Raw genomic sequence first — 25,496 nt, 5'->3', positions numbered from 1 at the left:
GCACTTCTAAACCATAGTAAGTAACAAGAAAAAATCTCCGGGAACAGTCCCGGTAGTCGGGAGCGATCCCGAAAAGAGTGCGAAAAGCTACCAGGTCGCGGCAAAAGGGGTCGTCGCCACCTCTTACCAAAGGATCAAATTTCAGTCACGCCGGGGCCGGCAAAATTTCAATAAAAAAGGGACTAAGGTCCCTGTTTTCTTTAAGCCGTCGTTTAAACGGCGACTGATGTGGGAAATACTGGGTTCGAACCAGCGACCCCTACCTTGTCGAGGTAGTGCTCTAAACCAGCTGAGCTAATTTCCCGGTTATACCTAATTTAAGGAGGCGCTTCCGCTACGGGGAATACCCTCGTCCGGATACGATGTAAAACTACAATATATTTCCCAATTGATCAGAAGTATAAAGTAGCTGTTTTTTTTTCCGGAACCCTATATATTATATCCAGCGATAGCATACAAAGTCTCAGCTATCCTGCACCGAAATGGTAGGCCCTTGCGAAGACTTAAACTTTTCGAGCTTCGCGATGTTAAGCAGAAGCAGCTGTTATATCCCTGATAGAAGAACATGATTATGAGTTTGAAAAAGTATATAGATAAGCGAGACTTTACGAAAACTTCAGAGCCGAAGGCAGGAAAAAGTAAGGCAAAGGACGAACTTCGATTCGTAATTCAAAAACATGACGCAAGCCGCCTACATTATGATTTTAGGCTCGAGATGGAAGGCGTGCTCAAAAGCTGGGCCGTGCCGAAAGGCCCTTCCACAGACCCGAACACAAAAAGACTGGCTATGATGGTAGAGGATCACCCTTATGATTACAGGTTGTTTGAAGGTATTATCCCGCAGGGTGAGTATGGCGGCGGGACAGTTATTGTGTGGGATGAGGGCGCTTACGAACCGATCGACAAAATCAAAGGGAAAAAAGCTCAGGAAAAACATCTGATCAAACAATTAAAGGATGGTTCTCTCAAAATCAGACTCCATGGGAAAAAGCTGCGAGGAGAATATGCACTTGTTCATACTCAGGGGATGGGTGAAAATGCATGGCTGCTTATAAAGCATAAGGATGAATTCGCCTCGACAACGGACATTACCAAAAAGGACAAATCTATACTTTCTGGCAAAACGATTGAGGCTATGGAAAACACCGGCGAAAAGGTCTGGAAAGAAGGACATGAGCAGGCTTTAAAAAAAGAAAATTTCAAAAAAAAAGGAGTAACGACTAACTCGTCGGCAAAAGAACATGCTAAATCCGGAGAAGACAGCGAATCTTTACTGAAAAGAGCGAAAAAAACCAGATTTCCAACCGGAATCAAACCTATGCTTGCTACACTTGTTGATGAGCCGTTTGACGATCCGGACTGGGTGTACGAGGTCAAGTGGGATGGTTATAGAGCTTTGGCTTTCTTAAATAATGGAGAAGCTGACATTCTATCCAGGAACAATAAAAGCTTTAATGATAAATTCTATCCAATTCAAAAAACTCTGCAGAGCTGGAAGTTCAATGCAGTGCTTGATGGCGAGATCCTGGTTCTAAATGATAAAGGCGTATCGAACTTTGGAAGTTTGCAAAACTGGCGAAGTGAAGCTGACGGAGAACTCGCTTTTTACGTCTTCGACCTGCTATGGTATGAAGGGAAAAACTTAATGGAATTACCCCTGATCCAGCGCCAGAAGGTGCTGAAAGAAATCTTGCCCACCGACGATGACAATGTACGGTTGAGTCAGGTTTTTAATGCAAATGGGACAGACTTTTTTAGCGCCGCAGAACGACTGGGGCTGGAGGGTATTATTGCAAAAAAAGCTGACAGCACTTACTCGGTTAACATCCGTTCCAGGGAATGGTTAAAAATAAAAATCAGCAAAAAACAGGAAGTGGTTATAGGCGGTTACACTCGCAACAAAGATACGACAAAAGCTTTCAGCTCACTACTCTTAGGTGTGTACAAAAACGGAGAGTTTCAGTACGCAGGAAAAGTTGGAACGGGTTTTTCGCATTCCCAACAAAAAGAGATGCTTGCGAAGTTCAAACCACTGATTATTGACAAAAGCCCCTTCCCTATTGAACCGGACTACAATAAACCGTCTCGCTTCCGTCCGAATCCACCACAAGCCAAGGCTACGTGGTTGAAACCGGAACTCGTGTGCGAGATAGCGTTCACCGAGATAACCAGTGATGGCGTATTCAGGCATCCCTCCTTCCAGGGAATGCGCTCCGATAAACAAGCACACGAGGTTATTCTCGAAGTCTCAGAACATACTGAGAATATCGTTAATGATGAACCCGAAGCCATCCACCAGCATGCCGTAAGGCCACCAAAAGGTAAATTCAAAAAGACGCTTTTAAACCCTAAAGATGAAACCCAGGTAAAGAAGGTTTGCGGGCACGAGCTGAAATTTACAAGCCTGAGCAAGCTTTATTGGCCCGAAGATGGAGTAAGTAAACGCGATATGTTCAACTTTTACTATCAAATTGCTGAATATATAATACCCTATCTGAAAGACCGACCGCAATCTTTAAACCGCTTCCCCGGGGGTATACACGGAAAAAGTTTTTATCAGAAAGATGTGAAAGGGAAAGCACCGGATTGGGTTAAGACCTTCCCATACGTAAATGGTGAAGGCGAGCATAAAGAATATCTTGTTGGCGCGGATGAAGCCACCCTTCTCTGGATGGCCTCGCTCGGCTGTATTGAGATGAATCCATGGTTCAGCCGTGTACAATCGCCGGATCAGCCCGATTATTGCGTTATCGACCTCGACCCCGACAAAAACACGTTTGACCAAGTGATAGAAGCAGCGCTGGAGGTAAAAAAGATTTGTGATGCAATTGAAACCCCTTGCTTTTGTAAAACATCAGGTTCTACCGGTATCCATATCTACATTCCTCTGGGAGCTAAATACTCCTATGATCAATCCCAGATGTTTGCGCGGATCATTGTAAATATTGTACACAGTCACCTTCCAGCGTTTACGAGCCTGGAACGAATGATTGCTAAACGTAAAGGGAAGATGTACCTGGATTTTTTACAGAACCGCCCTGGTGCCACCATTGCCGGGCCATACTCCCTGCGGCCTAAGCCGGGCGCTACGGTTTCAATGCCCCTGCATTGGGACGAGGTCAAATCTGGACTAAAAATGAAAGACTTTACCATCTTTACTGCAGTCGATCGCCTAAAACAAGAGGGTGACATCTTTAAAGGAGTTCTTGGTAAGGGCATTGATCTTGAACAGGTTATTAAGAAGGCTCAAAGCCTATTCCAAACCTGAGGGACCTCAGGACTTGCTATGCCGTCGCATACCTAATTAAAAGGGAAGAGATCATCTATGGGTAAATAGTGCTGTGACTAAGGGCTCCACTTTTCGTGTCTCCTTACCCGCCATTACCCATAGAAACAAGGAAAATCAGATCCAAAATTTCTCAAATACTGCTGCGACAATAAAAGAGCCATTCGGAGAGTTTTAAAATAGGACCGCAGACTCAGTATCTTTAATGAATCCGATACCATTCAGAAAAATGATCAAGGGAAAGGTTATAATAGCCTTCCTGATTGCCTGTACAGCCCTTTTCCTGGCCTGGAGCGTTAGCAATGTAGCGTTCCGGGAGATGTTAAAAACGGTTGAACAGTTTTCTGAACCCGATGAAAGACTTTCAGTTGTAAATAACCTCTATCGGAGGATAACGAAACTGGAGCAGGTTCAGCGATCACTTTCCGCTAAGGCCGCCGCGGAAGCCCCTGCCCTTTTCCGCCGGGAATCCCGCCACCTGATGCATTCCCTGGACACGCTTCAAAAACTTTATAAAGGTGACAAATCGCAGGTGGGCCGTATTTACACAATGAAAGTATTGCTTCGAAAGCGCGAAAAATTATTTGCGGACTACCTGACGATAAGGGGCGCAATTGTGAATAATAAAGCACTCAATGGAGAATTAAGCAGCCTGAACGAGCTCCTGCTTGATAATTCCAAACGCCCTGACAGCACAACCGTGCTTAAAGCAGAAAACAGATCGACAACCACCATTATTCCTGCCAGAAAAGAGGAAACACCCGTTGGTTTACTTAAAAGAATATTTGGTAAAAGAACAAATTCAGAAAATACAACGCCTCAGAAAATCATCAATGAAGAACTGAGTATTACCATTGATACCTTTCCGTCGGCTGTCAAAGACAGCTTGGTCAAGAGTGTAGATTCGGTTTTAGTGAATCTGCAGAAAAAACAGAAACAACAGGCTGTGCAATTTATTTCCCGCGAAAAACAGTTAACCGATGCGGGTAATGTCCTGGTCAGTCAGATGCTCACCATTCTGGAACAGGTTGAAAATGAAGTTGTGAAACAATCCAGGGCAAATCATCTGCAAGCCCTTCTTGTCGTGTCGAAAAGTAGCAGGGAGATCAAGCTAATCATAATGGCGTTTTTTCTTGTCACTGCATGCCTGGGATATTTTATACTGACAGACATTACCAGGAACAATAAATACCGTCAGATGCTTGAACACGCCAATCAGGAGGCCGCTTATCACACGATGGCTAAGCAACGATTCCTGTCAAATATGAGCCATGAAATAAGAACCCCGCTACAGGCCATAATGGGCTATGCAGAACTGACCAAACAACAGAATGAAGCAGGCAGCAAGAATATAGATGCAATCTACAATTCTTCAGGCCACCTGCTTCAAATAGTGAACGAAGTCCTGGACTACAGCAATATTATCTCAGGGAAATTTAACTTTACTAATTGCGTTTTCAGACTAGAAGATCTTGTTGATGAAGTGATCTCCGTGATGAGGGTTCATGCTGAGAAAAAGACGCTTGTATTGATCCCAAACTATGAATTAAATACTGAATTGTACCTTGAAGGCGACCCTTTCCGTTTAAAACAGATCTTTTACAACTTAATTGGAAATGCCGTAAAATATACCGAAACCGGAACAATCACGCTGACGGTTGCCGGTAAGGAAAATAACGGGAAAATACACCTCAATATCCAGGTGGAAGACACCGGAATAGGTATAAGTCCGGAAGACACCCGTCACATCTTTAGTGAATTTGAACGTACAGAAAACGCAGCGAGGAACAACAGTTCCGGCACCGGCCTGGGCCTTAGTATTGTGCAAACCATCGTCTCTCATCTCGGCGGCCGGATCTATGTAAAAAGCACGATGGGCGAAGGAAGTTGCTTCACTGTTTATCTCCCCTTTATTAAGGCTGAGAAACCGGCGCAGGCTATTACTATTCAAGAACATACAGACAGGGAGCCTTACGACGGTAGTGTCTGGATGGTCGATGATGACGGTTTCATCCTGCAGCTTTGCTCTGCTATTTTTGAAAAAAATAATATTGATTACAAATGCTTCAGCGATCCGTTGGCTTTGCTAAAAGAAACGCACGATGAAAAGCTTCGCTGTGTATTATTAGACATGAGAATGCCGCGATTGAATGGGGCTGAACTATGTTCTATTTTACGAAAGAAATTGCCCGTTGGTATACATATTTTCGCTCTTACAGCCCAAGCACTCCCCTGGGAGCAGGAAAATGTAATGAGGCAAGGATTTGATGGCTTGCTAATGAAGCCCTTCAGGGAGGCTGAGCTAGTGAACCTTATTTACAGTACTACGGAAGAACAGGTTGGAGAATCCCTCGAACCAATGCCCGACCTGGAATATCTCACAGAGATGTCTTTTGGAAACAACGCTAGGGTCTTGATGATCCTGAAACAATTTGTAAGCGACTCTTTGTCAGATTGTACTCTGTTGGAGATAGCAATATCCAGCGACAATGTCGAAGATTGCCGGTTATTGCTCCATCGTATTGCAGGTCGAACGGCTCAAATCGGATCGCAAAAGTTGGCTGCCGACTTTAGACTGAAGGAAATTGTGCTAAGTGAGTCTTCTGAGTTAACAATTGACATACAACAACAAATAAATCAGGTGATACAAAAGCTTAGGGGCCTTATAGACATTATAACATTACAGTTTGAGACTGAAAAAGTATCATAACTACTTAATATTGTATTTATCAATCTTGCTGTAGAGCGTCTTTCGATCAATGTTTAGCAATTTCGCAGCAAGGCTTTTATTATATTTTACCTGAGCTAGCGTTGCTGCTATTAACGCTTTCTCATTGGCTTCATTAACTGCTTTGATGTCTGAACTACCTGTTGATACTTTTGGCTTATTAACCGAAAATATCATTTCTTCGGGAAGTGCCTCGATCTTAACAAGTTCGTCGCTGCTTAGCAGTACTACTCGCTTAACTACATTTTTGAGCTCTCTTAAATTGCCGGGCCAATCATAAGCCTGAAAAACTTCCATAACCTCGGGAGAGAGGCTGTTGACATTCCGTCCCAGTTCCGAATTAGCCAAACCAATAAAATGCTCGATAAAAATAAGCAGGTCCTTCCCTCTTTCCCGCAAAGGCGGGAGTTGGATTTTGAATTCATTTAACCTATGATAAAGATCCTCCCTAAAATCGCCGCGATTAACGTTTGAAAGAAGGTCCTCATTGGTAGCAGTCAATATCCGGACGTCCACCGGGATAATTTTGGTACTGCCTACAGGCTGTATAAGCCTTTCCTGGACGGCTCTTAATAATTTAACCTGGACGGCATAATTCAAATTACCGACTTCGTCGAGAAAGATAGTTCCACCATTTGCAGATTCAAATTGGCCTTTCTTATCGTCAAATGCGCCTGTAAACGCGCCTTTAACATGCCCGAAAAATTCACTGGCAGCCAGTTCGCCCGACAATGCACCGCAGTCGAGAGCAATAAATGGTTTTGACGCCCTTTTACTTTGGTCATGAATAGACCTCGCAACGTGCTCCTTACCGGTTCCACTTTCTCCCTGGATAATTACCGACATATCTGTGGGAGCTACTAATGAAATATAATCGTATAGCTTATCCGATTCTCCGCTCCTTCCCTTGATAAACCCTCTTTCCGGTCTTCCTTCATCAGTCTTTTGTTTGCCACGATCCATTGATTCCTGTATGATCATGAGTAACTCTTCCGGGTTCACGGGCTTTGTGATGTAGTCAAATGCTCCGGAACGGATCGCCTTGACAGCTGTTCTGACATCGTTAAAACTCGTCATAACTACCGTTGGAAAGTTCAAACCTTTTTTACGCGCGGCATTCAAAACGTCGAGTCCCGTTCCATCTGGTAGTCTATAGTCAAGTAACATGATCTCATAAGAGCCCACGTCGACAGCCAAAATCCCCTCCGCGACGGTCTTTTTAACATCGACCTGGAAACCATGCTTCTGAAGGAAGCCTTCCAACAAACGGGAGAACGTTAAATCATCTTCAACTAACAGGATTTTTGGCATACGCTTAGAAAATATCCAAAAATACGAAAGCCGGGTGACTTCCCGGCTTTCGTTATATAGATATGGTAATTATGGGCTACTGAATTACTTTTCCGGCCGGATCAATTTTTAGAACCGCCTTTTCCTGACCTTTAGTAACGACGATTGCAAAATGTTCTCCATCTTTGGTCTTTACCCATGTTGCCGAAGCAGGAGTCCAGTCTTTATACGCATCGGCTCCTAAGGTAGCTTTCACCGGCGCCGGAAGCTCTTCCAGTTTAACTTCTTTAGATTGAGTACTATCTTGAACAACCGCGTAAACCGGAATTGTTGTATTTTCAATTGATTTTGCGTTCACCGCGGTGAAACCTGTGATCGCCATGATTGCTGCGGATAAGATTACTTTTTTCATAATATTCATTTAAATGGTTATTGATTAATGTGATAAGCATTATGAAAGTACCATGCCAAGCAATGATTAAATAGCCAAAAAGCTGTTAACGAGCTGTTTAATTAAAAATGCCAGCAACAGGTGTTGTAGAGAAACTCCACACTGTGTGAAATAATTCAACAATCAGGATAAGAGAACAGGTGAGAAAATTACAGGTCTACCTTGAAATGACCATTATTGTTTTTTTGCCTTTATTATTTCTTCGTAAACATAATCCAGCACTCTGGCCCGGAGATTTATTTTAGATACTCCATAGGTTTTATTATCGTCGGGATATACCCGGTTTGTCAGACATATATATATCATATTATATTTCGGATCCACCCAAACATAAGTTCCGGTATATCCGCTATGCCCGTAAGCGAGTTGTGAAGGGAATCCTCTATCAGCATTTTCTTCAGCCTCCGTTAAGCGGGCAAAGCCATAGCCTCTCGGGCTGACTTTAGATTGCCGGGAAGTAAATAAGTCTACCGTGGAGGATTCAAAATAACTATCTCCGCCATAACTTCCCTTATTTAGCAGCATTTGGTAGTAAATCGCCAGATCGTTTGCATTTGAGAATAGACCTGCATGTCCCTGCACGCCCCCCGACATAGCCGCTCCCGGATCATTTACATAACCCTGAACCAACATATCTCTAAACCAGTTATCGTTCTCAGTGGTCGGAACAATCCTTGCCTTTTCGAACCGGTTCCTTGGCCGGAATCCTGTCGCCTGCATTCCAAGCGGGAGGTAGAACTCGTTCAGAACATATTCGTCAAGTCTTCTGCGCGTGGTCTGTTCGACCACCTCTTTGAGCATATACATACCAACATCACTGTAGACGAACTTGCCTCTTGTGCCGCCGTGCGATCTCAAGGTAACCGGCCACATCACCTCTTCGAAATAATTAGCTCTCAGAAAGTACCCGTCAGCTACTTTTATCGGGTAAGCGGCCGACGAATCTTTACTCATTTCACCAGGCTTTAATAATTCAAAGAACTTGATGTAAGGGTAAAACCCACCTTCATGAAGCAGAGCTTCCTTAATCTTCACGTCTTTCTTATCAGGGATGTTCCGGGTGGTGGCAACATATATACTTATCGGACTGTCGAGGCCGATCATCTTCTGCTCATACAGCCGCATCACAGAAGGTGTCGTGGCCGTAACTTTTGTAACAGATGCCATATCGTAAATATCGTCAAGCCTGGTTGGGACAACGCCATTATAAACATGAGTTCCATAAGCCTTATTGAAAATAACCTTGCCATCCTTTGCAACCAGGATTACGGCCGACGGAGCTGAGTGAGCGGCAATTCCGTCCTTCACAAGCGCATCTATACCTGAAGTAAAATCGCTTGATAAAGAAACTGATTCCGGAATGGAATATCCCAAACGAGTCTTTTGAATATTAAAGCCTGATCCCTTTTTAAAAACTTCGCTATAATCAGCGTCTAGCTTTGTATTAGATGCCATCCCGCCAAAAATAACCTGGGCGCTGACCGAAGCGGCTTCCGGACTGTTAAGCTTATGCCAGATTACGGGGGATTTCATTTTATTAAGTTTTGCCAAATTAGCCCCATCCCGTGCTACCACGAAAACGACTTTTGTCTGTCTTTCAAGATCGGCAGCAAAATCAATTAAGGCTTTACTTGCAGACGCCTGATCGGGGAGCTTCAGGAAAATCAGGTTAAAAAATTTTAACTTCATGTGTAGGCCATTAAAGCCCTCAACCGTTGTTATCGTATCCCCACGAAAAGTTTTAAGCGCCCAATATTTTCCTGCGATACTGTCAAAAACAGCTGAATTTGAAAAACCGAGATCCACGCTGGCGATTTCAAGATCCTTCAAGCTTTTTAGCGGAAGCAATGATCTGCTATTGTTTAACGCCACGACACCGGCCTCGGCCACCTGAATCCTCTTCAGTGGACTTTCACTTTGTGAAAAAGCAAAGGCAGAAACAAAAATCAAGATCAGGCTTAATGTATTTCTCATAATTCTGGATAAAAAAAGAGAGGAACAACAGTTCCTCTCTTTAACATCTATAGATAAATTAAATGGCCGGATCAGCCGGTGTATTAGTATTGTTTATCCTCTCCTGATCTGGATATGGATAGAATACTCTGTTACGCTCGGAGTTATTCGCTGGCGGAACAGGACGGTTAAAACGCCTTGTATCGTCCCACTTTAACCCGCTCAGGTAAAGTTCGGCACAGCGCTGCTTATAAACTTCCAGTAATAAGGCATCCTTTGTAACAGCTCCCGAGTAAGCAGGAAGCCCCGCATTCACCCCGAAAAGGTCGCCCGTATTCTGAGTTCTTACTTCGTTAATAAGATCAAGCGCGGTAGTTAAAGGACCATCTGTCCTTAAAGTAGCCTCTGCTTTAATGAGTTTAATTTCATCAGTAAGATAAACAGGGATCGGCGTAGTTTGAGCGGCAGCAAAGCCAGCAAGCGTCACCACCGGATCGGTATTGATCACATCTCTTGGAGTGGTGAAGTAAAATGCAAGACGTTTATCTGCAGCCTCATATAATCCGGCAGGCAGGCCATAATTCTCACGCGGGCGGTAAGATTTGGTTACATTATAAATGGTATATAATGGATTAGGGCTGATCGTAGTGTAAGTAAAGCTTGATTTCTTAGTCAGATCTACCTGGTTAGCACTTGCAAGAGCCTGCGGATAATTACCAGCCATCAGATTTATCCTCGCCTGCATGGCATAAAGGGTATTCCGTATGTCGAAATCGGGGCCGGCTACAAGGCTTGCAAATGAAGCAGATGGTGCTGTTGTGGTAATACCAGTTATTCCCAAGCCTATTAATCTTAGAGCTTCGGCAAAAACCTGTGCCCTCGGAACGAAAGCTACTGGCTCGGTTGTGCTGCTGTTAAGATTGGCCTGTTCGAATGTAGTTGCTAAATTAGCTAACGCCATTGCCTTGAACAGGTAAGCCTGTGCCATGATGCCACTCAGCAAACCTGGCTCAATCCCGGCTACGTTTGGCGCATTGGCAATCAGATTCTCACTCATCTGCATCTGCCTTTGCATAGACGACCAGTAAGTTAGAATGATACCATTGGCGCTTGGAAGGGCAGTACCGCCAGCCTCAAGTTCAAGGGTATTCGTGAAGGTTGCAATACCTTTCATCTCCCGGGCTGTAACGGTTGGAGCAAGCATAGCGCTGCTAAGTCCGTTCGTTGAATAGTTTTGTCTTATACCGATACTTAGGGCAATAATACCCTCCCTGGTCTTCAGCACCTGCTCATCTGTCGCAGAGTTAGGATTAGTTTGATCGAGGTCACATGAGGAAACGAACAGAACCAATACGGGAAGGAGATATTTATATATGAAATTTGTTTTCATCTCTTTACAGTTTTGAGTAATTAAAAAGTATAATTTAATCCGACAGCAATAGTTCTCGGGATCGGAACTTCCACAAAGTCGAAGCCTCGTACGGCTGTACTTTGACCAGCCGCGTTGGTTTCTGGATCCCATCCTTTATACTTGTCAATTGACCAAAGATTCCTTCCTGAAACGGTAACCCTTAGTGGCTTATTATTAAGTGCTTTCAGACGGATGTCGTAAGTGGCTGAGATCTCTCTGAATTTCAGATAAGAACCATCCTCTATCCAATTTTCCATAATACTGAATAAGGCCGCGGAAGTTCCTTTCGGTACTGTACCTCTCAATTCATCTTCATAACCTTTAAGTCCACCGTAGATATCACGATCTCCCACGCGGCGCGTAAAGTTGAACACATCGTTACCATAGGAAGCATCCCATTGCATCCTCAGGGAAAGGCTTTTACCAATCGAAAATTCGTTAGTAAATGATCCTGTCCAATCCGGATTAGGATCTCCAATTACCATTGGCTTGTTTCCGCCTGTGGGTTGTCCGGCCGCGTTGCGGCTTCTTTGCTCCGGCTGAGGAAAGCCCGCAGCATTCAACAGTCTGTTCCCTGAAGCATCACGTGCAAAGGCCGTTGCATAAAACGCGCCCAGAGCGTAACCATTAACAGCTGCCACCTGACCAAAACCGCCCGGGAATGTTACTACTCCTCCTGGCACATCGGTAACTCTGTTTTTTACCTTAGAAAAAATCAAAGTAGAATTCCATTTAAAGTTGGAACTCTGAACCGGCACACCTCTCAACATGATTTCCAGACCCTTATTTGTCATGTTTCCTATATTTTGGAACTGGGTCAGGTAACCGGTTGAAGGCCTGAGAGTAACCGGCAGAAGCAAATCCTGAACACTCTTATCATAAAGGGATATCTCAAGTCCTAAACGGTCGCCAAGGAAGCTTGCATCCAAACCAATTTCCTTTTCAGTCTGGCGCTCTGGCTTAACATCCGGATTTCCAAACTGAGTCGGCGCAGAAAGGCCAGGCAGTCCGGCGAGCGAAACATTTACATAATTACTGAAACGGTCGTAGGCGCCAATGGCGGTAAGATTACCTGACTGTCCGTAAGATGCACGGATCTTCAAGCTAGGGATAACAGAAGCGATTGAGTTCTTCCAGAATCCTTCTTCAGAAATCACATATGATCCGCTCACTTTTGGGTAGTTTTGCCACCTGTTCGCTTCCCCAAAAGACGACGAGCCGTCTCTGCGGATCGCTCCGGTTAAAAACAGCTTGTTAGCGAGTCCAAAAGTTTGCTGAACATAAAAGCCCTGAATATTAAGAGTTGAGTTAGCATCTCCTGTTACGATTGATGCGCCGCTTGACGCCGCCTGACTTACCGGGCTTAACTGGGTGCCTGTAATGCTATTAGAGTTTATTCTCTCTGTTTGTAAAGTACCACCAACCGATGTAGTCGATTCAAGCCAGGACCCAACTTTGGCACGATACGCCATGTTCAGATCGTTATTTAGCAAAAGGCTTATCCTGTCTGCTTTTCTGGCATACCCGGTTGTATTGGCTGGTGTTGTGTTGCCAATAGGAATAAAGGCGGTAGCTAGCTGAGTTGCGTTATCAAAGCCAAGCGTATAGTTTATAGAAAGGTTCTTCATGGGCTCCGCAGTCAATGTAAGGTCTCCTATAAAACGGCTGGTTTGCTGGTTAAAATCAAAGCGGTTAATCGCTTCCAGCGGGTTTGTCCTCAAAAGACCAGTCGGAGCTAATGTAGGATACACGCCGGTAACCGGATCAGGATTAGGATTAACAAAGTTATTCCCAAAAATAAATCCGGTCAAAGCACCCCATGCCGAGTTAATCCCTCCGTTCGGAAGTTCAGAACTCGTACTCCTGGTAAAACTGACGCCAGTGCTTAACTTGAATACATCATTAAATCTCTGATCAAATCTTAAACGGGTTGTAGCCCTTTTGAAATCTGTGTTCTTAACAATACCATCATTGCCAAGATAACCTGCACTTACATAGTACTGGCTATTGTCTGATCCGCCTGACACAGATACATTGGTTTCTGATCCATACGCTGTTTCAAAGATCTGGTCCTGAAGATCATATCGTGTTACAGGAACCTGTGTTAAGTCCGCAGCAACTGTGTTTGCAAATCGGAAGGGGTATTGATTATATTCCAACGGTTTCCGTAAAGAATTGCTACGAAACTGTGTAGAAACAGCAACTACTGGCTTACCCGATTTTCCCTTCTTGGTAAATATCTGAACAACACCGTTACTGGCGCGGGAGCCATAAATAGCCGCTCCTGCTGCACCTTTAATGATCTCGATACGGTCGATATCTGCCGGATTAATATCCACAAGCCGGTTTTGGGTATAACCACCCAAGTCGACCAATTCCGCTGAGCTGTTGTTAATGATTACACCATCTACGATATACAAGGGATCACTCGAGCCGGATATAGTACTGTTACCACGCAAGCGTACACTGATCCCGCCTGCCGGGTTCCCGGAGTTTTGAGATATTTGTGCACCGGAAACCTTCCCAGCAAGAGCCTGATCAACTGATGTTGCAGCACCTCCTTCCAATTGTTTCGCAGACACAGTTGAAATTGCGTTACCTAATTGTCTTTTGCTTGTTGCAACTGTAGTACCTGTAACAACGACCTCATCGATACTTAAGGCGTCTTCAGTCATTTGAACGTTTAAAGTTACAGTACTTTGATCCAGCAAAACTGTTCGGCTTACCGGTTTGTACCCTGTATAGGTTATTGAGACGGGATAACTGCCAGCACTGAGATCCACATTAAGGGTGAATGCACCGTTAACATCAGTAGATGTGCCCAGGTTAGTACCTGTAATTTTAACCGCTGCACCAATAAGCGGTTCCTGGTTACGGGCATCCGTTATAACACCCCGGATCGAGTATCTCGGGGTTTGTGCGACAGCCAACTGAGAGCACATGAGTACCAGTACTGCAAGGAGATACCGGCCTTTTTTAAATGTTTGTAACACTCTTTTCATACTTCTGGTTTTTATTAATTGGTTTATTTGAATTAGATCTATTGCGGGAAACTTATCTTACCCATAGATACTGTTGGCACCCCTGGACGATCACCAAACGGGGTGCTCCCTCCGGCCACGGCTTCATTTGCCAGTAAGGCAAATAATACTGCTTCCTTTGCATCCGGATTAATTCCTAAATCTGATGTAAATTTAAGTTTTCTTCCAAAATACTGCTCAATATAACTCACCATCAAAGGGTTATACATTCCACCCCCACTCATATATATTTCGAATTCACCCCTTCCCTTAACGGATTCAACAATGGCCTGTATAATACCTTTCGCAGAGAACATCGCGAGGGTTGCCATAATATCCTCATTTGACAAATTATGTTGAGTTGATCGCCTCATCGCATCGTTCAGGTAATCCAGGCTGAAAAGTTCTGGTCCGGTTGTTTTAGGAAATTCTGCCTTGTAAAACGGATGATCCAGCAATGCCTTTAAAAGGTCGGTATTTACGGTGCCAGCTGATGCTATGGCAGCATTCTCATCGTAATACCTGCCTGGGTATTTAAGCTGGACGAACTGATCCATGAGGGTATTACCTGGCCCTACATCCGAAGAGAAAAATCCCGTCGAATGGGCGGAAGGTAAAAACGTAAAATTGGCTATACCACCTATATTTAGCATTATCCTGTTCTCGGTGGCACTCGAAAAAATGAGATAATCTCCATACACTGCTAAAGGTGCACCCTCACCTCCAGCAGCAATATGCTTTTGACGAAAATCACTTAGCGTAATAATGCCCGTCTTCATTGCTATGTGATCTGCGTCACCAATTTGAAGTGTCGCATTTGGATATCCCCTCATTCGGTGCTGATGCTTGGGCGCATGAAAGATAGTCTGGCCATGACTGGCAATTAAATCAACCTCCGATGGTGAGATTCCCCATTCTTCAAGGCATTCGAGGATTAGCTCTGCATAATAACTTCCAATAACCGCATTAAGGAGTGTGATCTTTTCCAGGTCAGCGAACTTTTTTGCAAATACCGATTTCAAGTCTTCCTTGAAGTCAGAATTATAGTCGCGCGTGACGAAATTGTTTACTTTAATATCTGTGCCAAGTCCGCTCCCTCGAAACTCACATAAGGCAATGTCTAAACCGTCGAAGGACGTGCCGGACATCAAGCCGATTACTCTCCTTACAGGCTTGACAGAAATACCGGCTAAATTCTGTATATTTTTATTCATGATATGATCGGCGCGGAATATGTCTACGTATCAATATACGCAAAAAAAACACGATTATATATTCCTGTTAAAGATACTTTAGACAGTGTAAAGTGGGAAGTTTTTCGTCACTAAACAAATTATTTTGCAAGTTTTTCAGAAATCCTGCAAAATCCTGCATGAAGTAAAAAACCTAGATGAGTTTAATCTTTTCAGCATATTGGCTAAAGGTCGCGTGCGTATTATTCAGATCAGTGATCATGTAAGTAATCTCGTCGAGACTGCAAACCCGCATTTTTTGAACAGAATTAAGCTTATCTGCAATGGTTAGAATAGCTGTTTCAGATGCTGCTTTAATCATACCCTTCTTAACCTGAACCACTTCCCAATCGGAATCCGTAACACCGTCTTTAATCGACACGCTGTTTGCACCCAGAAAACAGAGATCTGCATGAATTTCAGCTAACTGATGAATCACTTGAGATCCTACCAGTATCTGCGAATTTGATGAGAGCTTACCGGCAATCAGGTGAACATCCAGGTTCGGGGACTCGGCAAGTTCGAGGGCAACCAGCGGACTAATAGTAAAAAAAGTACAATGCAGTTGCTCGGGAATCATTCTTGCCAGCTCAATCATTGTAGTACCGCCTCCCACTAATATGACCATGCCGTCTTCAATCAGCCCCAGTGCTCGCCTTGCTATATCTTTTTTGGCCTCCTTTTTATAAACTTCCCGTTCCGAAAAAGGCGAATGGAAAGACCGCGATATCGCACCGCCATGTACTTTAAGAATAAGCCCGCTTTCAGTTAATTCGTTTAAATCTCTTCTTATTGTATCCTCAGAAACACGCAGCTGCACACTCAACTCGGCTGACAACACTTTGTTATGAATGTTTATTTGATTGATGATGTAATTTAACCGTTCTTCTTTAAGCATGGCGAGATATAAAGTTGGAAGACAAATTAATAAAATAAGCGGACAACTGGCAAGCTGATCCTGCGGCTAATCACACTACTTAATACTTATCAAAACCAATCACCTTGCTATTGTGTTATCCCTAAAACTACAAATATGAACTTCATGAAATCTCTTATTGCCGGCTTCGCAGGCGCTGCAGCGCTTAACATCCTTCATGAAACATTACGAAAATTGGATCCGGACGCTCCGAGGCTTGATCTCGTTGGAAAAGAAGCCCTGAAAAAATCAGCTGCGGCAATGGATGTTGCACCCCCTACCGGCGATCGCCTATATGGTATTACACTCGCCGGTGATGTCCTTACGAATGCGTCTTATTTTGCGGCAATAGGAATGGGCGGTAAGAAATTCATGTTATTACGTGCAATTGGAGCCGGAGTATCAGCCGGAATAGCAGCTGTTAAAGCTCCAAAGCCTATGGGTTTAAATGATCAGCACGTTGCAAATACTGATAAGCGGCAAATGATGACCATCGGCTACTATGTGTTTGGATCCCTGGTAACGGCGGGTGTACTGGCGCTTATGACGAAAAAGTAAGTAAAGAACCGTATTCATTTAAAGTAAAGAACCGTATTCATTTAAACTGAAACGACAATTCACTAAATCGCTGTAGTTAAACTCCTTTTGGTAAAACTTCCGCCTCTTTCTCACGCAATTTACGCAAGCCCTTATTTGCAAGCATTTGAGCTATTTCATCCACCATATTTATTGAGGCTTCGATCTCTTCCTTCCTTATCGCGACGCTTTCAATATTAAATCCAAAGGGAATTGAACGCGCGGTGCAGAATTCAATCAACTCGGAAGCTATGCTCAGGCAAACATTCACCGACTTCTCCAGGATATTATCAGATGTCCTTAGTTCTTCCTTTAGCTCTTCGGGTACATGTATTCCAAGCCATTCCATGAAATGCAGCGTTTTTGCCGAACCACAAGCTGTCAGGGTAAATATAATTGTTGGGACTTTCCGATTATTTTTCGTACATGCGCAATCAAGATCTTCGATAACCTTCTTCGCATATTCAACATTAAAGACACATTGGGAAATAAAATAAGATACCCCGCAACCTACTTTATCCAGGATACGTACATCTTCATCTTTAAGAACTGCATGTCTCTCAGGAATAGTGACAGCACCTATCACGGATGTACTTTCGTGCTTACTCCAGATTTTATAAGCCTCGGGGAGACTCGTTTTTACGGGAAAATCAGGAGCCGGAACCCCCACAAACACCGGATAAAAATTATAACTATGAACATTCTCCAGCCATTCCGAAAGTTCTTCTGTCGAAAATTTACCGGCAGGACGATAGATTATCTTGGGAACATCCAATTCATTGAGGTATTTACTTGCGAAATAAAACGGATCAAGAGCCTTCAGAAAAGGGAATGGTCTTTCCTCCGATGTCCTCGCCGACTCATCCTGCACATCGTATACGATAAGGGCATCGATATCAATTGTAGCTAAACGACCCATTGTCTTTTCAGCAATTTCGGCCACTTTCTCCGGACTTGTCTCCGACTTTGGAGGTGTAATACCATAAAGTAAAATCCCTGACGCGCCGGATTTAATTTTTTGTACAAACATAATTCTTAAGCTGCTCTGCTGTTGCAAAGATATAAAAGTAGAACCAAAATATTTTCAACAACCGGAGCTGAGTTCAAGAACGCTATTCGGGGATGGAACGGAATGCCTCTGGTTTATAACTCTTAACAAAAGCCGATATGAACGATAAAAATAATTCATAAAAACGTTGTCTGCCCATTGATCAAAGCATTTTTTAAAATAAATGACTACTAATTCCATAGACTTTATTGATATAATAGGATATTTACCTATACTTGCGGCATGAAACAACCAGAACGTCCCACTACTAAAGGCAGGATTATGTCAAAACAAGTTAGCTATTCACCTCTTCCCCTGAATTTAAGCCGCTTTTTGCAACCCTGTTGTTGCCGCTGATCACCATTGAATTCAAACTATCAATTTTTATTATTTCCAATAAATCTTTAATAACACATAAAAATGAAACATTTCCCGTATGCAGTAAAATTTCTGCTGCTAAACGTATTTCTTCTCTATTCTGGTTCTTTGCTTGCTCAGCAAGTAGTTTCCGGGTCGGTAAAAGACAGCCAGGGACAGCCTCTGGCCGACGCCACAATTGCAGTAAGAGGGACCAACAACTCAACCAAAGCTGATTCTCTCGGGCAATTCAAACTAACTGTGAATCAACAGCCCCCTTTTTACATCAGGGCAACCTTTATAGGGTTTAGACCTCAGGATTTCCAGATACTCGGTTTCAATACGCCAGTACAGCTTACACTTGTAGAAGACGCTCTGCTTGAAGAAATCGTCGTTACCTCCAGGCGGCGATCAGAGGCATTGCAAGATGTTCCAATTCCGATTTCTGTTGTTGGCGGTGCACAGATCCAGGAATCAGGAGCATTCAATGTGGGCCGCGTTAAAGAGCTCATCCCATCCGTGCAGATGTATACGTCAAATCCCAGAAACACCGGTGTTAATATTCGTGGTATAGGCTCACCATTCGGGCTGACAAATGATGGTCTTGATCCGGGAGTAGGTTATTATGTAGACGGCGTTTACTATGCAAGGCCTGCAGCTGCTACTCTTGACTTTATTGATATCGACCGCATTGAGGTACTGCGCGGTCCACAGGGTACCCTCTTCGGGAAGAATACAACGGCTGGTGCTTTCAATATCGTAACCCGCAAAGCTAGTTTCACCCCTGAATATAATTTTGAAAGCAGCTTCGGTAACTATGGATACATCCAGGCGAAAACCTCTGTCACCGGACCTTTAAGCAAGAAATTTGCTGTGCGTGTTTCCTTTTCTGGCACCCAACGGGACGGTGTGATAGAAAACATCCGAACTGGTAAAGCAACCAACGATATAAACAACCTCGGCTTTCGCGGCCAGCTGCTGTACAAGCCCACAGACAACACCTTCATAACCCTTGCGCTGGATGCCTCTGACCAGGAACCTGATGGGTATGCCCAGGTAGTTGCGGGAGTAGTACAAACCCTAAGGCCTGCTTATCGCCAGTTCAACGCAATTACCGCCGAGCTCGGATATTCGCTGCCTAGCCTCAATGCTTTTGATCGTAAAATTGATCATGATACACCATGGAATTCAGGTAACGAACTGGGTGGTGTTTCATTAAACGCCGAAACAAAATTAGGACCAGGCACCCTGACCTCTACCACAGCCTGGCGCTACTGGAACTGGATTCCGTCAAATGACAGGGATTTCACCGGACTACAGGCTCTGGCCAAATCTCAAAACCCGGCAGAACACCGGAACTGGTCTCAGGAGCTACGTTATGCAGGTCAGCTTTCAGAAAAACTAAGCGGTGTCGTCGGTGTATTTTTCATCGATCAGGAAGTAAAGATCAACGGAACAGAAGAATCCGGTTCCGATCAATGGCGCTTCTCTCAGAGCTCCACCAGCCTACTTTGGAGAACACCCGGCCTGTTTGAAGGATATGGTATATACACTACCGCTTCCATCAAATCGAAAAGCGCAGCTGCATTTGCCAGCATCGACTGGGAGATCATTAAGAACTTCCACATATTGCCGGGCGTTCGCTTCAATTATGATGAAAAGGATGTAAACTATAGCCGGATCGCCCGGGGTGGCCTGCAAACTACAGACCCCGCATTAATTGCGCTAAAAAACGGTGTATACAGCAGTCAGTCGTATGTAGCCGATGCCGATGAGAAAAACTTCACGTATTCGTTCACCGCCGCTTACAGACCAAGCAGACGATTAAATGCTTTTGCTACATACTCTACCAGCTTCAAGCCCGTAGGTGTTAACGTAGCTGGTCTTCCATCAGCACCAGGGGGCGGGGCGGCCACTAACCTGGCGGTTATTAAACCCGAGGACACAAAGCACTATGAACTTGGAATAAAATCTTCACCTGCTGACAACCTTACGCTGAACTTTACCCTTCACCAGTCTGATATTAAAGATTACCAGACCAATGTGCAGTCGCCTGAACTGGGCGTGAACCGAGGCTATATTGCAAACGCAGAAAAGGTAAGCGTAAAAGGGTTTGAACTGGATGCAAACCTGAGAGCAAACCAGAATTTCACGTTCTACGGAGCTGCAGCTTACACGGACGCGAAATATGACCGCTTTACCAATGCACCGCTTCCGCTGGAAGAAACAGGCTTAACAGTTAACGGCGTACAGGTAGCATTCAAAGACATTTCCGGCGGACAGCTTCCAGGCATCTCCAAGTGGGCAGGATCAGCGGGAGGAGAATTCGCTACGCCGGCTAAGTTTTTCAAGAAGGAAGCTAAGTTCTTCAGTGCACTGGATGCTTATTACCGTTCCGACTTTTCGTCAAGCCCTTCGCCTTCTAAATACTTGAATATTGAAGCCTATACCCTTATTAACGGCCGCATCGGCTATAAAGCTACGACAGGCTTTTCGGCATACGTTTGGGGCCGTAACCTGTTCAACAAAGATTATTTTGAGCAATTATTGCCTGCAGGCGGAAATGCAGGCCATTACGCAGGCGTACTTGGAGACCCAAGAACATTTGGGCTGACCCTTCGTTACTCCTTATAAACGGCTGAAAGGTAAAAGGTGAATTGAATGCCTTCATAAAACTCATTCAATTCACCTTCTTTCACCATTTTAAACTTAACCAACAGTGCTTCTAGGATTTGACCTGGTTGTTCCTGCGCCTGCCTTATTGATCCGGAAGTTTAACATCATATAAAAATACCTGGTCATACTGTTAAAGCGGATGTCTTCTATCCTGCTGGCATTAATCGTCCTATCGATGTTGGTATTCTGATTAAGGATATCAAATCCTTTTACAGATAATGTCATCCTCCGCTTCATCAAATATTGTTCGATCCCCGAATTCAAAAGGAACATATTATTATTAAAGCCATCGGCCCTTCCGGCTGTGCCATTGAATTGGAGGTCGGCGGTAACGCGCATATTTTTCACGAACTCCCAACTCACATTGCTGTAATTATAGAAACTGAAATACTTGTTATCGATCGCCGCGGGCTGAGAATTGTTAACCATGCTATACTGTACACCAAATGACACTCCGCTGTTTAATTTACCCTCTATGTCATAGCTGAAAGTCGCATTTGGGCCCATATTATATCGCTTAGTCAGGTTCCGGCTCGCGTTTATAAATGAGGATGTATGCGAAGTGAAAAGGTTAAGCCCGTAACCCATTCTCAAGCCTTTGAGCCCGGTTGGCTTTCCAAAATAGGTCCCTGTCGTGATGAAATAATTACCGTCAACATTTACAGGCTGGACATGCTGCACGCCGTCAACATAGCGCATACTATTGCCAAAATCATCCATCGCGTAATTGATCAGGAAATAACCATTCCAATATTTGTTATTGTCGGCGCTGAAGGTGTTAAAATTGATCGACATCCGGTGATTCTTCCTCGCTTCCAGGTCTTGATTCCCGATACGCTGGTAAAGCGGGTTCGTATTATTCTGCACCGGCTGCAGGTCATTTGCCGAAGGCAGGTTTACGGATGAATTATAGTTCAGCTGGATGGTATGATTGGCCTTGTTTTTAAAGCTGATGTTTAACCGCGGTAAAAAATTATAGTAAGCTTTGTCCAACTGATTAATTGTAGCTCCCGATGTGCTAAATGCTGCAACATCGAATCCCGATTCCTGAAGCCAAAAGCCGAAATTATAGGTCCATTGTGCCCGAGTATTAATAAATCCAAAGCGTGCAGACTGCATCCAGTTCATATTGTCGGTGCGGTTTGAAAGATTCGGAACCAGCGTTTCATACCTGTCAGTGATGGTATTATAACTATAAGTCAACTGCTCGGCGTCAACGAGCCCGTGATTGTAAGCATATCCTGCATTTGCACTCCAGGTTTTGTTCAGCTGGCGATTATAGGTTAATCCCACTGTATAGGTTTTCGACGCATTGTCCTGACGCGCCTGCTGATCCAGTTCAGTCATTTCCGGTGTTCCATTCTGGTAAGTATTGATCTGCGATCGATTTATCCAATCTGCATTATAGGTGTTTTGTGTACCATTGAGACGCAGGGCTATCGAGCCCCTTTTTATCCTGCGAAGCGCCGAAAATTCTCCAAACAGCGAAGGTGTCACGTTCCGCTGGCTAAAATACTGATTCCCGTCATTGCTTCTTCCAGTGCCGTCAAAGGCAGAGTTGAAAGCCCTGTTATGAACATTGGTAGTATAATTCAGGATCACATTCGGTCTGAACGTAATATCAGTCAGAGAATCCGGATGATACTCCGCTTTAAGATTGAAGCGGTGAGCCTCATTGTCGGAGTTTCTGTTTGTGACTTCAGCTGTACGCAGTACATCTGCTTGATTAATGTCCTGAATAGTTGAACGCCGATTGCCTACACCTTGGGAAAAGTAGGTAAAGTAGCTGCTGCTAATAGCCAGTTTGTTACTCATACCCCAGCTATTACTGTAATTTATTCCGCCACTATGAGTGGTCACTTCGCCGATGGCATTGTTATCGAAAACTCCCGAACCACTGATAGTAGTACGCCCGTTATTTACATTTATAGAGAAGTTCCCGCCCGCTGGCGGTGCAAATATATTTCCCACATTTCCGCCTGAGAAACTACTCAGGTCATCGTACTGAAAGCTGGAATTACTAATATTATTGCTCATGCCAAGCACAGCAAACTGCAGGTTTTTATTGAAATGATTTGCGCTCAAGTAACCATTATACCTGTCGGTTGTACCGCCGGAAGCATTTGCATTACCAAACCAGCCCCGCTTTTTATCTTCCTTGATTGTCAGATTCAGCACTTTCTCGCGCTGCCCGTCGTCAACACCGGTTGCTTTTGCCTCGAGGGTTTTGCTGTCTACCACCTGCACCTTTGCTATTGCATCTGCCGGCAGGTTTTTAGTTGCCGTTTTTGGATCAGTGCCAAAGAAGTCCTTTCCATCGACGGTCAAACGGGTTACCTTTTGCCCGGCTACCAGGATGTTCCCGTCGCGGTCAACTTCTACTCCCGGCAGCTTCTTCAGCAGGTCTTCTACCACCGCATTAGGCTGTGTTTTAAAGGAATCGGCATTATACTCGATGGTATCCTTCCTTACTTTTACTGCCAGTTGTTCTGCGCTTATGGTAACCTCATTCAGCGAAAGAGCTTCCTCCTCAAGCTTCAGCAATCCCAGATCGATACTTCCTGCAGCTATCTGAACAGGTCTTAAGATCGACTTATAACCCAGGAAAGATATTTGCAGCAGGTACCTCCCAGCCTGCAGGTCTTTTAAGGAAAATTCCCCGGTTGTGCTCGTGAGCGCACCAGTCCGTTTAGTTGAATCGGTTTCTCCGGTTAAGAGTACCGCTGCGTAAGCGATTGGCTCATTATTTTTTGATGAAACTACTTTTCCGTTTAAACGGCCATCCTGCGCAAACAACTGCGCCCCGATCAGGCTGGTGAAAATAAAAATGATGATGTTCTTCATACGGCTTTCCCGAAGGTGGATTTACCTTCTCACAAAAGACTCCGCTTAAATTAAAATGTGACAGTTTGCGGAAAAATAATTTTCATAAGCTGACAGAATCAGCAAGCGCTTTGATCTTACCTGTACCGATCAGAATTCCGGCAAAGGCCAGGAAGGTGATCAATATCGTGGGCCGGAAAGAATTTAACAGCCACACTATATTCTATTTCATAAATATCCGAGAGAGTTTACCATGGGCCTGTAATTGCCAGGGTTAACCCAGGAGATTGAATATTGACGAACAAGGTTTTTCCTGAAGGGGAAAACACAGGCCCGGCAAATTCAGACTGGCGGTAACCAATATTCTTCGCGATCACGTAGGTTTTGCCTTCGGGTGTGATACCTACGATCCTTGGATCCGATTTATCTTCGCAAATAATCACATCGCCCCAGGGTGCAATGGTCAGGTTATCGCAGTTCTGAAATATATTTATATCATTAGGCTCTATATATAGTTCGAGCGTTGCAGGAGATTCTTTCTCCCTTTCCGCTCCTTCGTATTTACTTGGGATATACTTGAATATCTGTCCGGTACGGTTCATCCCTCCATCGGTACAAGCAAAAAACAGCTCATCTTTTCCATACCAGATACCTTCTCCCCTGGAAAATCTTGCAGCTCCTTTTTTATAACCCCTAAGCCGAAGATCGTTGTCGGGCGCTTCTACGTTATCCAGATCTTCCCAATGTACATTGAAGGCCGTCTTCTGAGGAAACTTATCAGTGTTAAGGTTTGCCCAGTTGCGCGTATCAGCGCTCGTCCATTCATCAACAACCAGGCATTGAAGTTTTCCTCCTTTATGAAGGTCGCCGGGTTTAACCGGCACATAACGATAGAACAGGCTGTCGCTGGTGTCCTCGGTTTGATATACAATACCTTCACGGGGATGAACCGCCACCGCCTCATGGACGAAGCGGCCCATTGGCTTAATTGGAACAGGGGCCGTCAAACCTATTTTCTCAGTCGCAAACACTTCGAAATTATAACCGTGATCTTTTTCGAGCAAGCCCTTCTCTCCGCCTTTAAGGAAACTGGTCTCCTCACAAGTTAGCCAGGAGTTCCACGGAGTAATGCCCCCGGCGCAATTCCGCACGGTGCCGATCAGGCTAAGGTACTCCAACTCGATCTTTTGGCGCTTTTCGTTATATACCAGGGTCGTTGTACCTCCATAGCACATGGCATCCCCGTTTCCGTAATCATAAATATTGCTTTTATCGACCTTATATAGCAACTCATTACTTTTCCCAAAAGGGCCTGAAGTTATAGCGCCTGGCGACAATTCGTGATTTCGGATCAATATAATTTTATTTCCCCGCAGCTTAAACACACCCATCCCGTCATGGGCTCCGGGCGACAGAAGGCCGTCGCTCATCTTATCCCCACGACATGAAATAATTTTCCCTGTAAAGCCTTTGGGCAAACTGAGAATCTCGCCCTGCCTGTATTCCAGCGGACCATATTTGCCCCCCGCATCATTATAATTAACAAAGCCAAGGGCTGCAGCCTCGACTGCCAGCTGATTCAGGCCTAAAAATCCAAGACCTATCAGGCCGGTGCTTTTTATAAAATCTCTTCTCGAATTAATCATCCGATAAATGTACAAGCCCGAATTAAAGCTTAAATTAATAATTTATTAACTAATCATCCACCTTAATACATCAAACAATTTGA

General features: G+C 44.3%; 14 protein-coding genes and 1 tRNA gene. 4 read left to right on the top strand and 11 right to left on the bottom strand.

Annotated features, from left to right (window positions below):
• Nucleotides 1–229: 229 nt before the first annotated feature.
• Nucleotides 230–304, bottom strand: a tRNA-Val gene (locus P2W76_RS08265).
• Nucleotides 305–571: 267 nt separating this feature from the next.
• Between P2W76_RS08265 and ligD the strand changes: the two genes are divergently transcribed.
• Both ligD and P2W76_RS08255 read left to right on the top strand, forming a co-directional pair.
• Complete coding sequence (gene ligD, locus P2W76_RS08260) at nucleotides 572–3,268, top strand: DNA ligase D (RefSeq protein ID WP_276347242.1); 2,697 nt, start codon at nucleotides 572–574, stop codon at nucleotides 3,266–3,268.
• 223 nt (nucleotides 3,269–3,491) lie between these two features.
• Nucleotides 3,492–5,996 carry an ATP-binding protein gene (locus P2W76_RS08255; protein WP_276347241.1) on the top strand — a complete coding sequence of 835 codons (2,505 nt, stop codon included), beginning with the start codon at nucleotides 3,492–3,494 and terminating at the stop codon, nucleotides 5,994–5,996.
• Here the strand turns inward: P2W76_RS08255 and P2W76_RS08250 are convergent, their stop codons facing one another.
• The 7 genes from P2W76_RS08250 to P2W76_RS08220 form a co-directional block, all read right to left on the bottom strand.
• Nucleotides 5,997–7,325 carry a sigma-54 dependent transcriptional regulator gene (locus P2W76_RS08250; RefSeq protein WP_276347240.1) on the bottom strand — a complete coding sequence of 443 codons (1,329 nt, stop codon included), beginning with the start codon at nucleotides 7,323–7,325 and terminating at the stop codon, nucleotides 5,997–5,999.
• 76 nt (nucleotides 7,326–7,401) lie between these two features.
• Nucleotides 7,402–7,716, bottom strand: a complete 315-nt coding sequence (locus tag P2W76_RS08245) for a hypothetical protein (RefSeq protein WP_276347239.1) — start codon at nucleotides 7,714–7,716, stop codon at nucleotides 7,402–7,404.
• A gap of 213 nt (nucleotides 7,717–7,929) precedes the next feature.
• On the bottom strand, nucleotides 7,930–9,729 hold the full coding sequence (locus P2W76_RS08240) for a serine hydrolase (RefSeq protein WP_276347237.1): 1,800 nt from the start codon (nucleotides 9,727–9,729) through the stop codon (nucleotides 7,930–7,932).
• Nucleotides 9,730–9,787: 58 nt separating this feature from the next.
• Nucleotides 9,788–11,098 carry a RagB/SusD family nutrient uptake outer membrane protein gene (locus P2W76_RS08235; RefSeq protein WP_276347236.1) on the bottom strand — a complete coding sequence of 437 codons (1,311 nt, stop codon included), beginning with the start codon at nucleotides 11,096–11,098 and terminating at the stop codon, nucleotides 9,788–9,790.
• Nucleotides 11,099–11,118: 20 nt separating this feature from the next.
• Nucleotides 11,119–14,121, bottom strand: a complete 3,003-nt coding sequence (locus P2W76_RS08230) for a SusC/RagA family TonB-linked outer membrane protein (protein ID WP_276347235.1) — start codon at nucleotides 14,119–14,121, stop codon at nucleotides 11,119–11,121.
• 38 nt (nucleotides 14,122–14,159) lie between these two features.
• Nucleotides 14,160–15,353, bottom strand: coding sequence for an anhydro-N-acetylmuramic acid kinase (locus P2W76_RS08225; RefSeq protein ID WP_276347234.1), 1,194 nt, complete (start codon nucleotides 15,351–15,353; stop codon nucleotides 14,160–14,162).
• 172 nt (nucleotides 15,354–15,525) lie between these two features.
• Nucleotides 15,526–16,269, bottom strand: a complete 744-nt coding sequence (locus tag P2W76_RS08220; RefSeq protein WP_276347233.1) for a DeoR/GlpR family DNA-binding transcription regulator — start codon at nucleotides 16,267–16,269, stop codon at nucleotides 15,526–15,528.
• 135 nt (nucleotides 16,270–16,404) lie between these two features.
• Between P2W76_RS08220 and P2W76_RS08215 the strand changes: the two genes are divergently transcribed.
• Entirely contained in the window at nucleotides 16,405–16,845 is a 441-nt protein-coding gene (locus P2W76_RS08215) for a hypothetical protein (RefSeq protein ID WP_276347232.1), read from the top strand.
• 76 nt (nucleotides 16,846–16,921) lie between these two features.
• Here P2W76_RS08215 and P2W76_RS08210 read toward each other — a convergent pair whose 3' ends face one another.
• A complete protein-coding gene (locus P2W76_RS08210) occupies nucleotides 16,922–17,893 on the bottom strand; it encodes a methylenetetrahydrofolate reductase (RefSeq protein WP_276347230.1) in 972 nt (323 codons plus the stop codon).
• 438 nt (nucleotides 17,894–18,331) lie between these two features.
• Between P2W76_RS08210 and P2W76_RS08205 the strand changes: the two genes are divergently transcribed.
• Nucleotides 18,332–20,902, top strand: coding sequence for a TonB-dependent receptor (locus P2W76_RS08205; RefSeq protein ID WP_276347229.1), 2,571 nt, complete (start codon nucleotides 18,332–18,334; stop codon nucleotides 20,900–20,902).
• A gap of 75 nt (nucleotides 20,903–20,977) precedes the next feature.
• Here the strand turns inward: P2W76_RS08205 and P2W76_RS08200 are convergent, their stop codons facing one another.
• Both P2W76_RS08200 and P2W76_RS08195 read right to left on the bottom strand, forming a co-directional pair.
• A complete protein-coding gene (locus P2W76_RS08200) occupies nucleotides 20,978–23,788 on the bottom strand; it encodes a TonB-dependent receptor (protein WP_276347228.1) in 2,811 nt (936 codons plus the stop codon).
• Between the two features lie 227 nt (nucleotides 23,789–24,015).
• Nucleotides 24,016–25,413 carry an alkaline phosphatase PhoX gene (locus tag P2W76_RS08195; protein ID WP_276347227.1) on the bottom strand — a complete coding sequence of 466 codons (1,398 nt, stop codon included), beginning with the start codon at nucleotides 25,411–25,413 and terminating at the stop codon, nucleotides 24,016–24,018.
• Nucleotides 25,414–25,496: the final 83 nt, after the last annotated feature.

It is taken from the genome of Daejeonella sp. JGW-45 (assembly GCF_029360805.1).
Taxonomy (GTDB): domain Bacteria; phylum Bacteroidota; class Bacteroidia; order Sphingobacteriales; family Sphingobacteriaceae; genus Daejeonella.
The sequence above is the reverse complement of the archived record's forward strand: the minus strand, read 5'-3'. Positions and strand labels throughout refer to the sequence as shown.

Excerpts from the sequence above, each read along its gene's own strand:
- ligD (WP_276347242.1), top strand. The coding sequence starts at position 572 with ATGAGTTTGAAAAAGTATATAGATAAGCGAGACTTTACGAAAACTTCA.
- P2W76_RS08255 (WP_276347241.1), top strand. The coding sequence starts at position 3,492 with ATGAATCCGATACCATTCAGAAAAATGATCAAGGGAAAGGTTATAATA.
- P2W76_RS08250 (WP_276347240.1), bottom strand. The coding sequence starts at position 7,325 with ATGCCAAAAATCCTGTTAGTTGAAGATGATTTAACGTTCTCCCGTTTG.
- P2W76_RS08245 (WP_276347239.1), bottom strand. The coding sequence starts at position 7,716 with ATGAAAAAAGTAATCTTATCCGCAGCAATCATGGCGATCACAGGTTTC.
- P2W76_RS08240 (WP_276347237.1), bottom strand. The coding sequence starts at position 9,729 with ATGAGAAATACATTAAGCCTGATCTTGATTTTTGTTTCTGCCTTTGCT.
- P2W76_RS08235 (WP_276347236.1), bottom strand. The coding sequence starts at position 11,098 with ATGAAAACAAATTTCATATATAAATATCTCCTTCCCGTATTGGTTCTG.
- P2W76_RS08230 (WP_276347235.1), bottom strand. The coding sequence starts at position 14,121 with ATGAAAAGAGTGTTACAAACATTTAAAAAAGGCCGGTATCTCCTTGCA.
- P2W76_RS08225 (WP_276347234.1), bottom strand. The coding sequence starts at position 15,353 with ATGAATAAAAATATACAGAATTTAGCCGGTATTTCTGTCAAGCCTGTA.
- P2W76_RS08220 (WP_276347233.1), bottom strand. The coding sequence starts at position 16,269 with ATGCTTAAAGAAGAACGGTTAAATTACATCATCAATCAAATAAACATT.
- P2W76_RS08215 (WP_276347232.1), top strand. The coding sequence starts at position 16,405 with ATGAACTTCATGAAATCTCTTATTGCCGGCTTCGCAGGCGCTGCAGCG.
- P2W76_RS08210 (WP_276347230.1), bottom strand. The coding sequence starts at position 17,893 with ATGTTTGTACAAAAAATTAAATCCGGCGCGTCAGGGATTTTACTTTAT.
- P2W76_RS08205 (WP_276347229.1), top strand. The coding sequence starts at position 18,332 with ATGAAACATTTCCCGTATGCAGTAAAATTTCTGCTGCTAAACGTATTT.
- P2W76_RS08200 (WP_276347228.1), bottom strand. The coding sequence starts at position 23,788 with ATGAAGAACATCATCATTTTTATTTTCACCAGCCTGATCGGGGCGCAG.
- P2W76_RS08195 (WP_276347227.1), bottom strand. The coding sequence starts at position 25,413 with ATGATTAATTCGAGAAGAGATTTTATAAAAAGCACCGGCCTGATAGGT.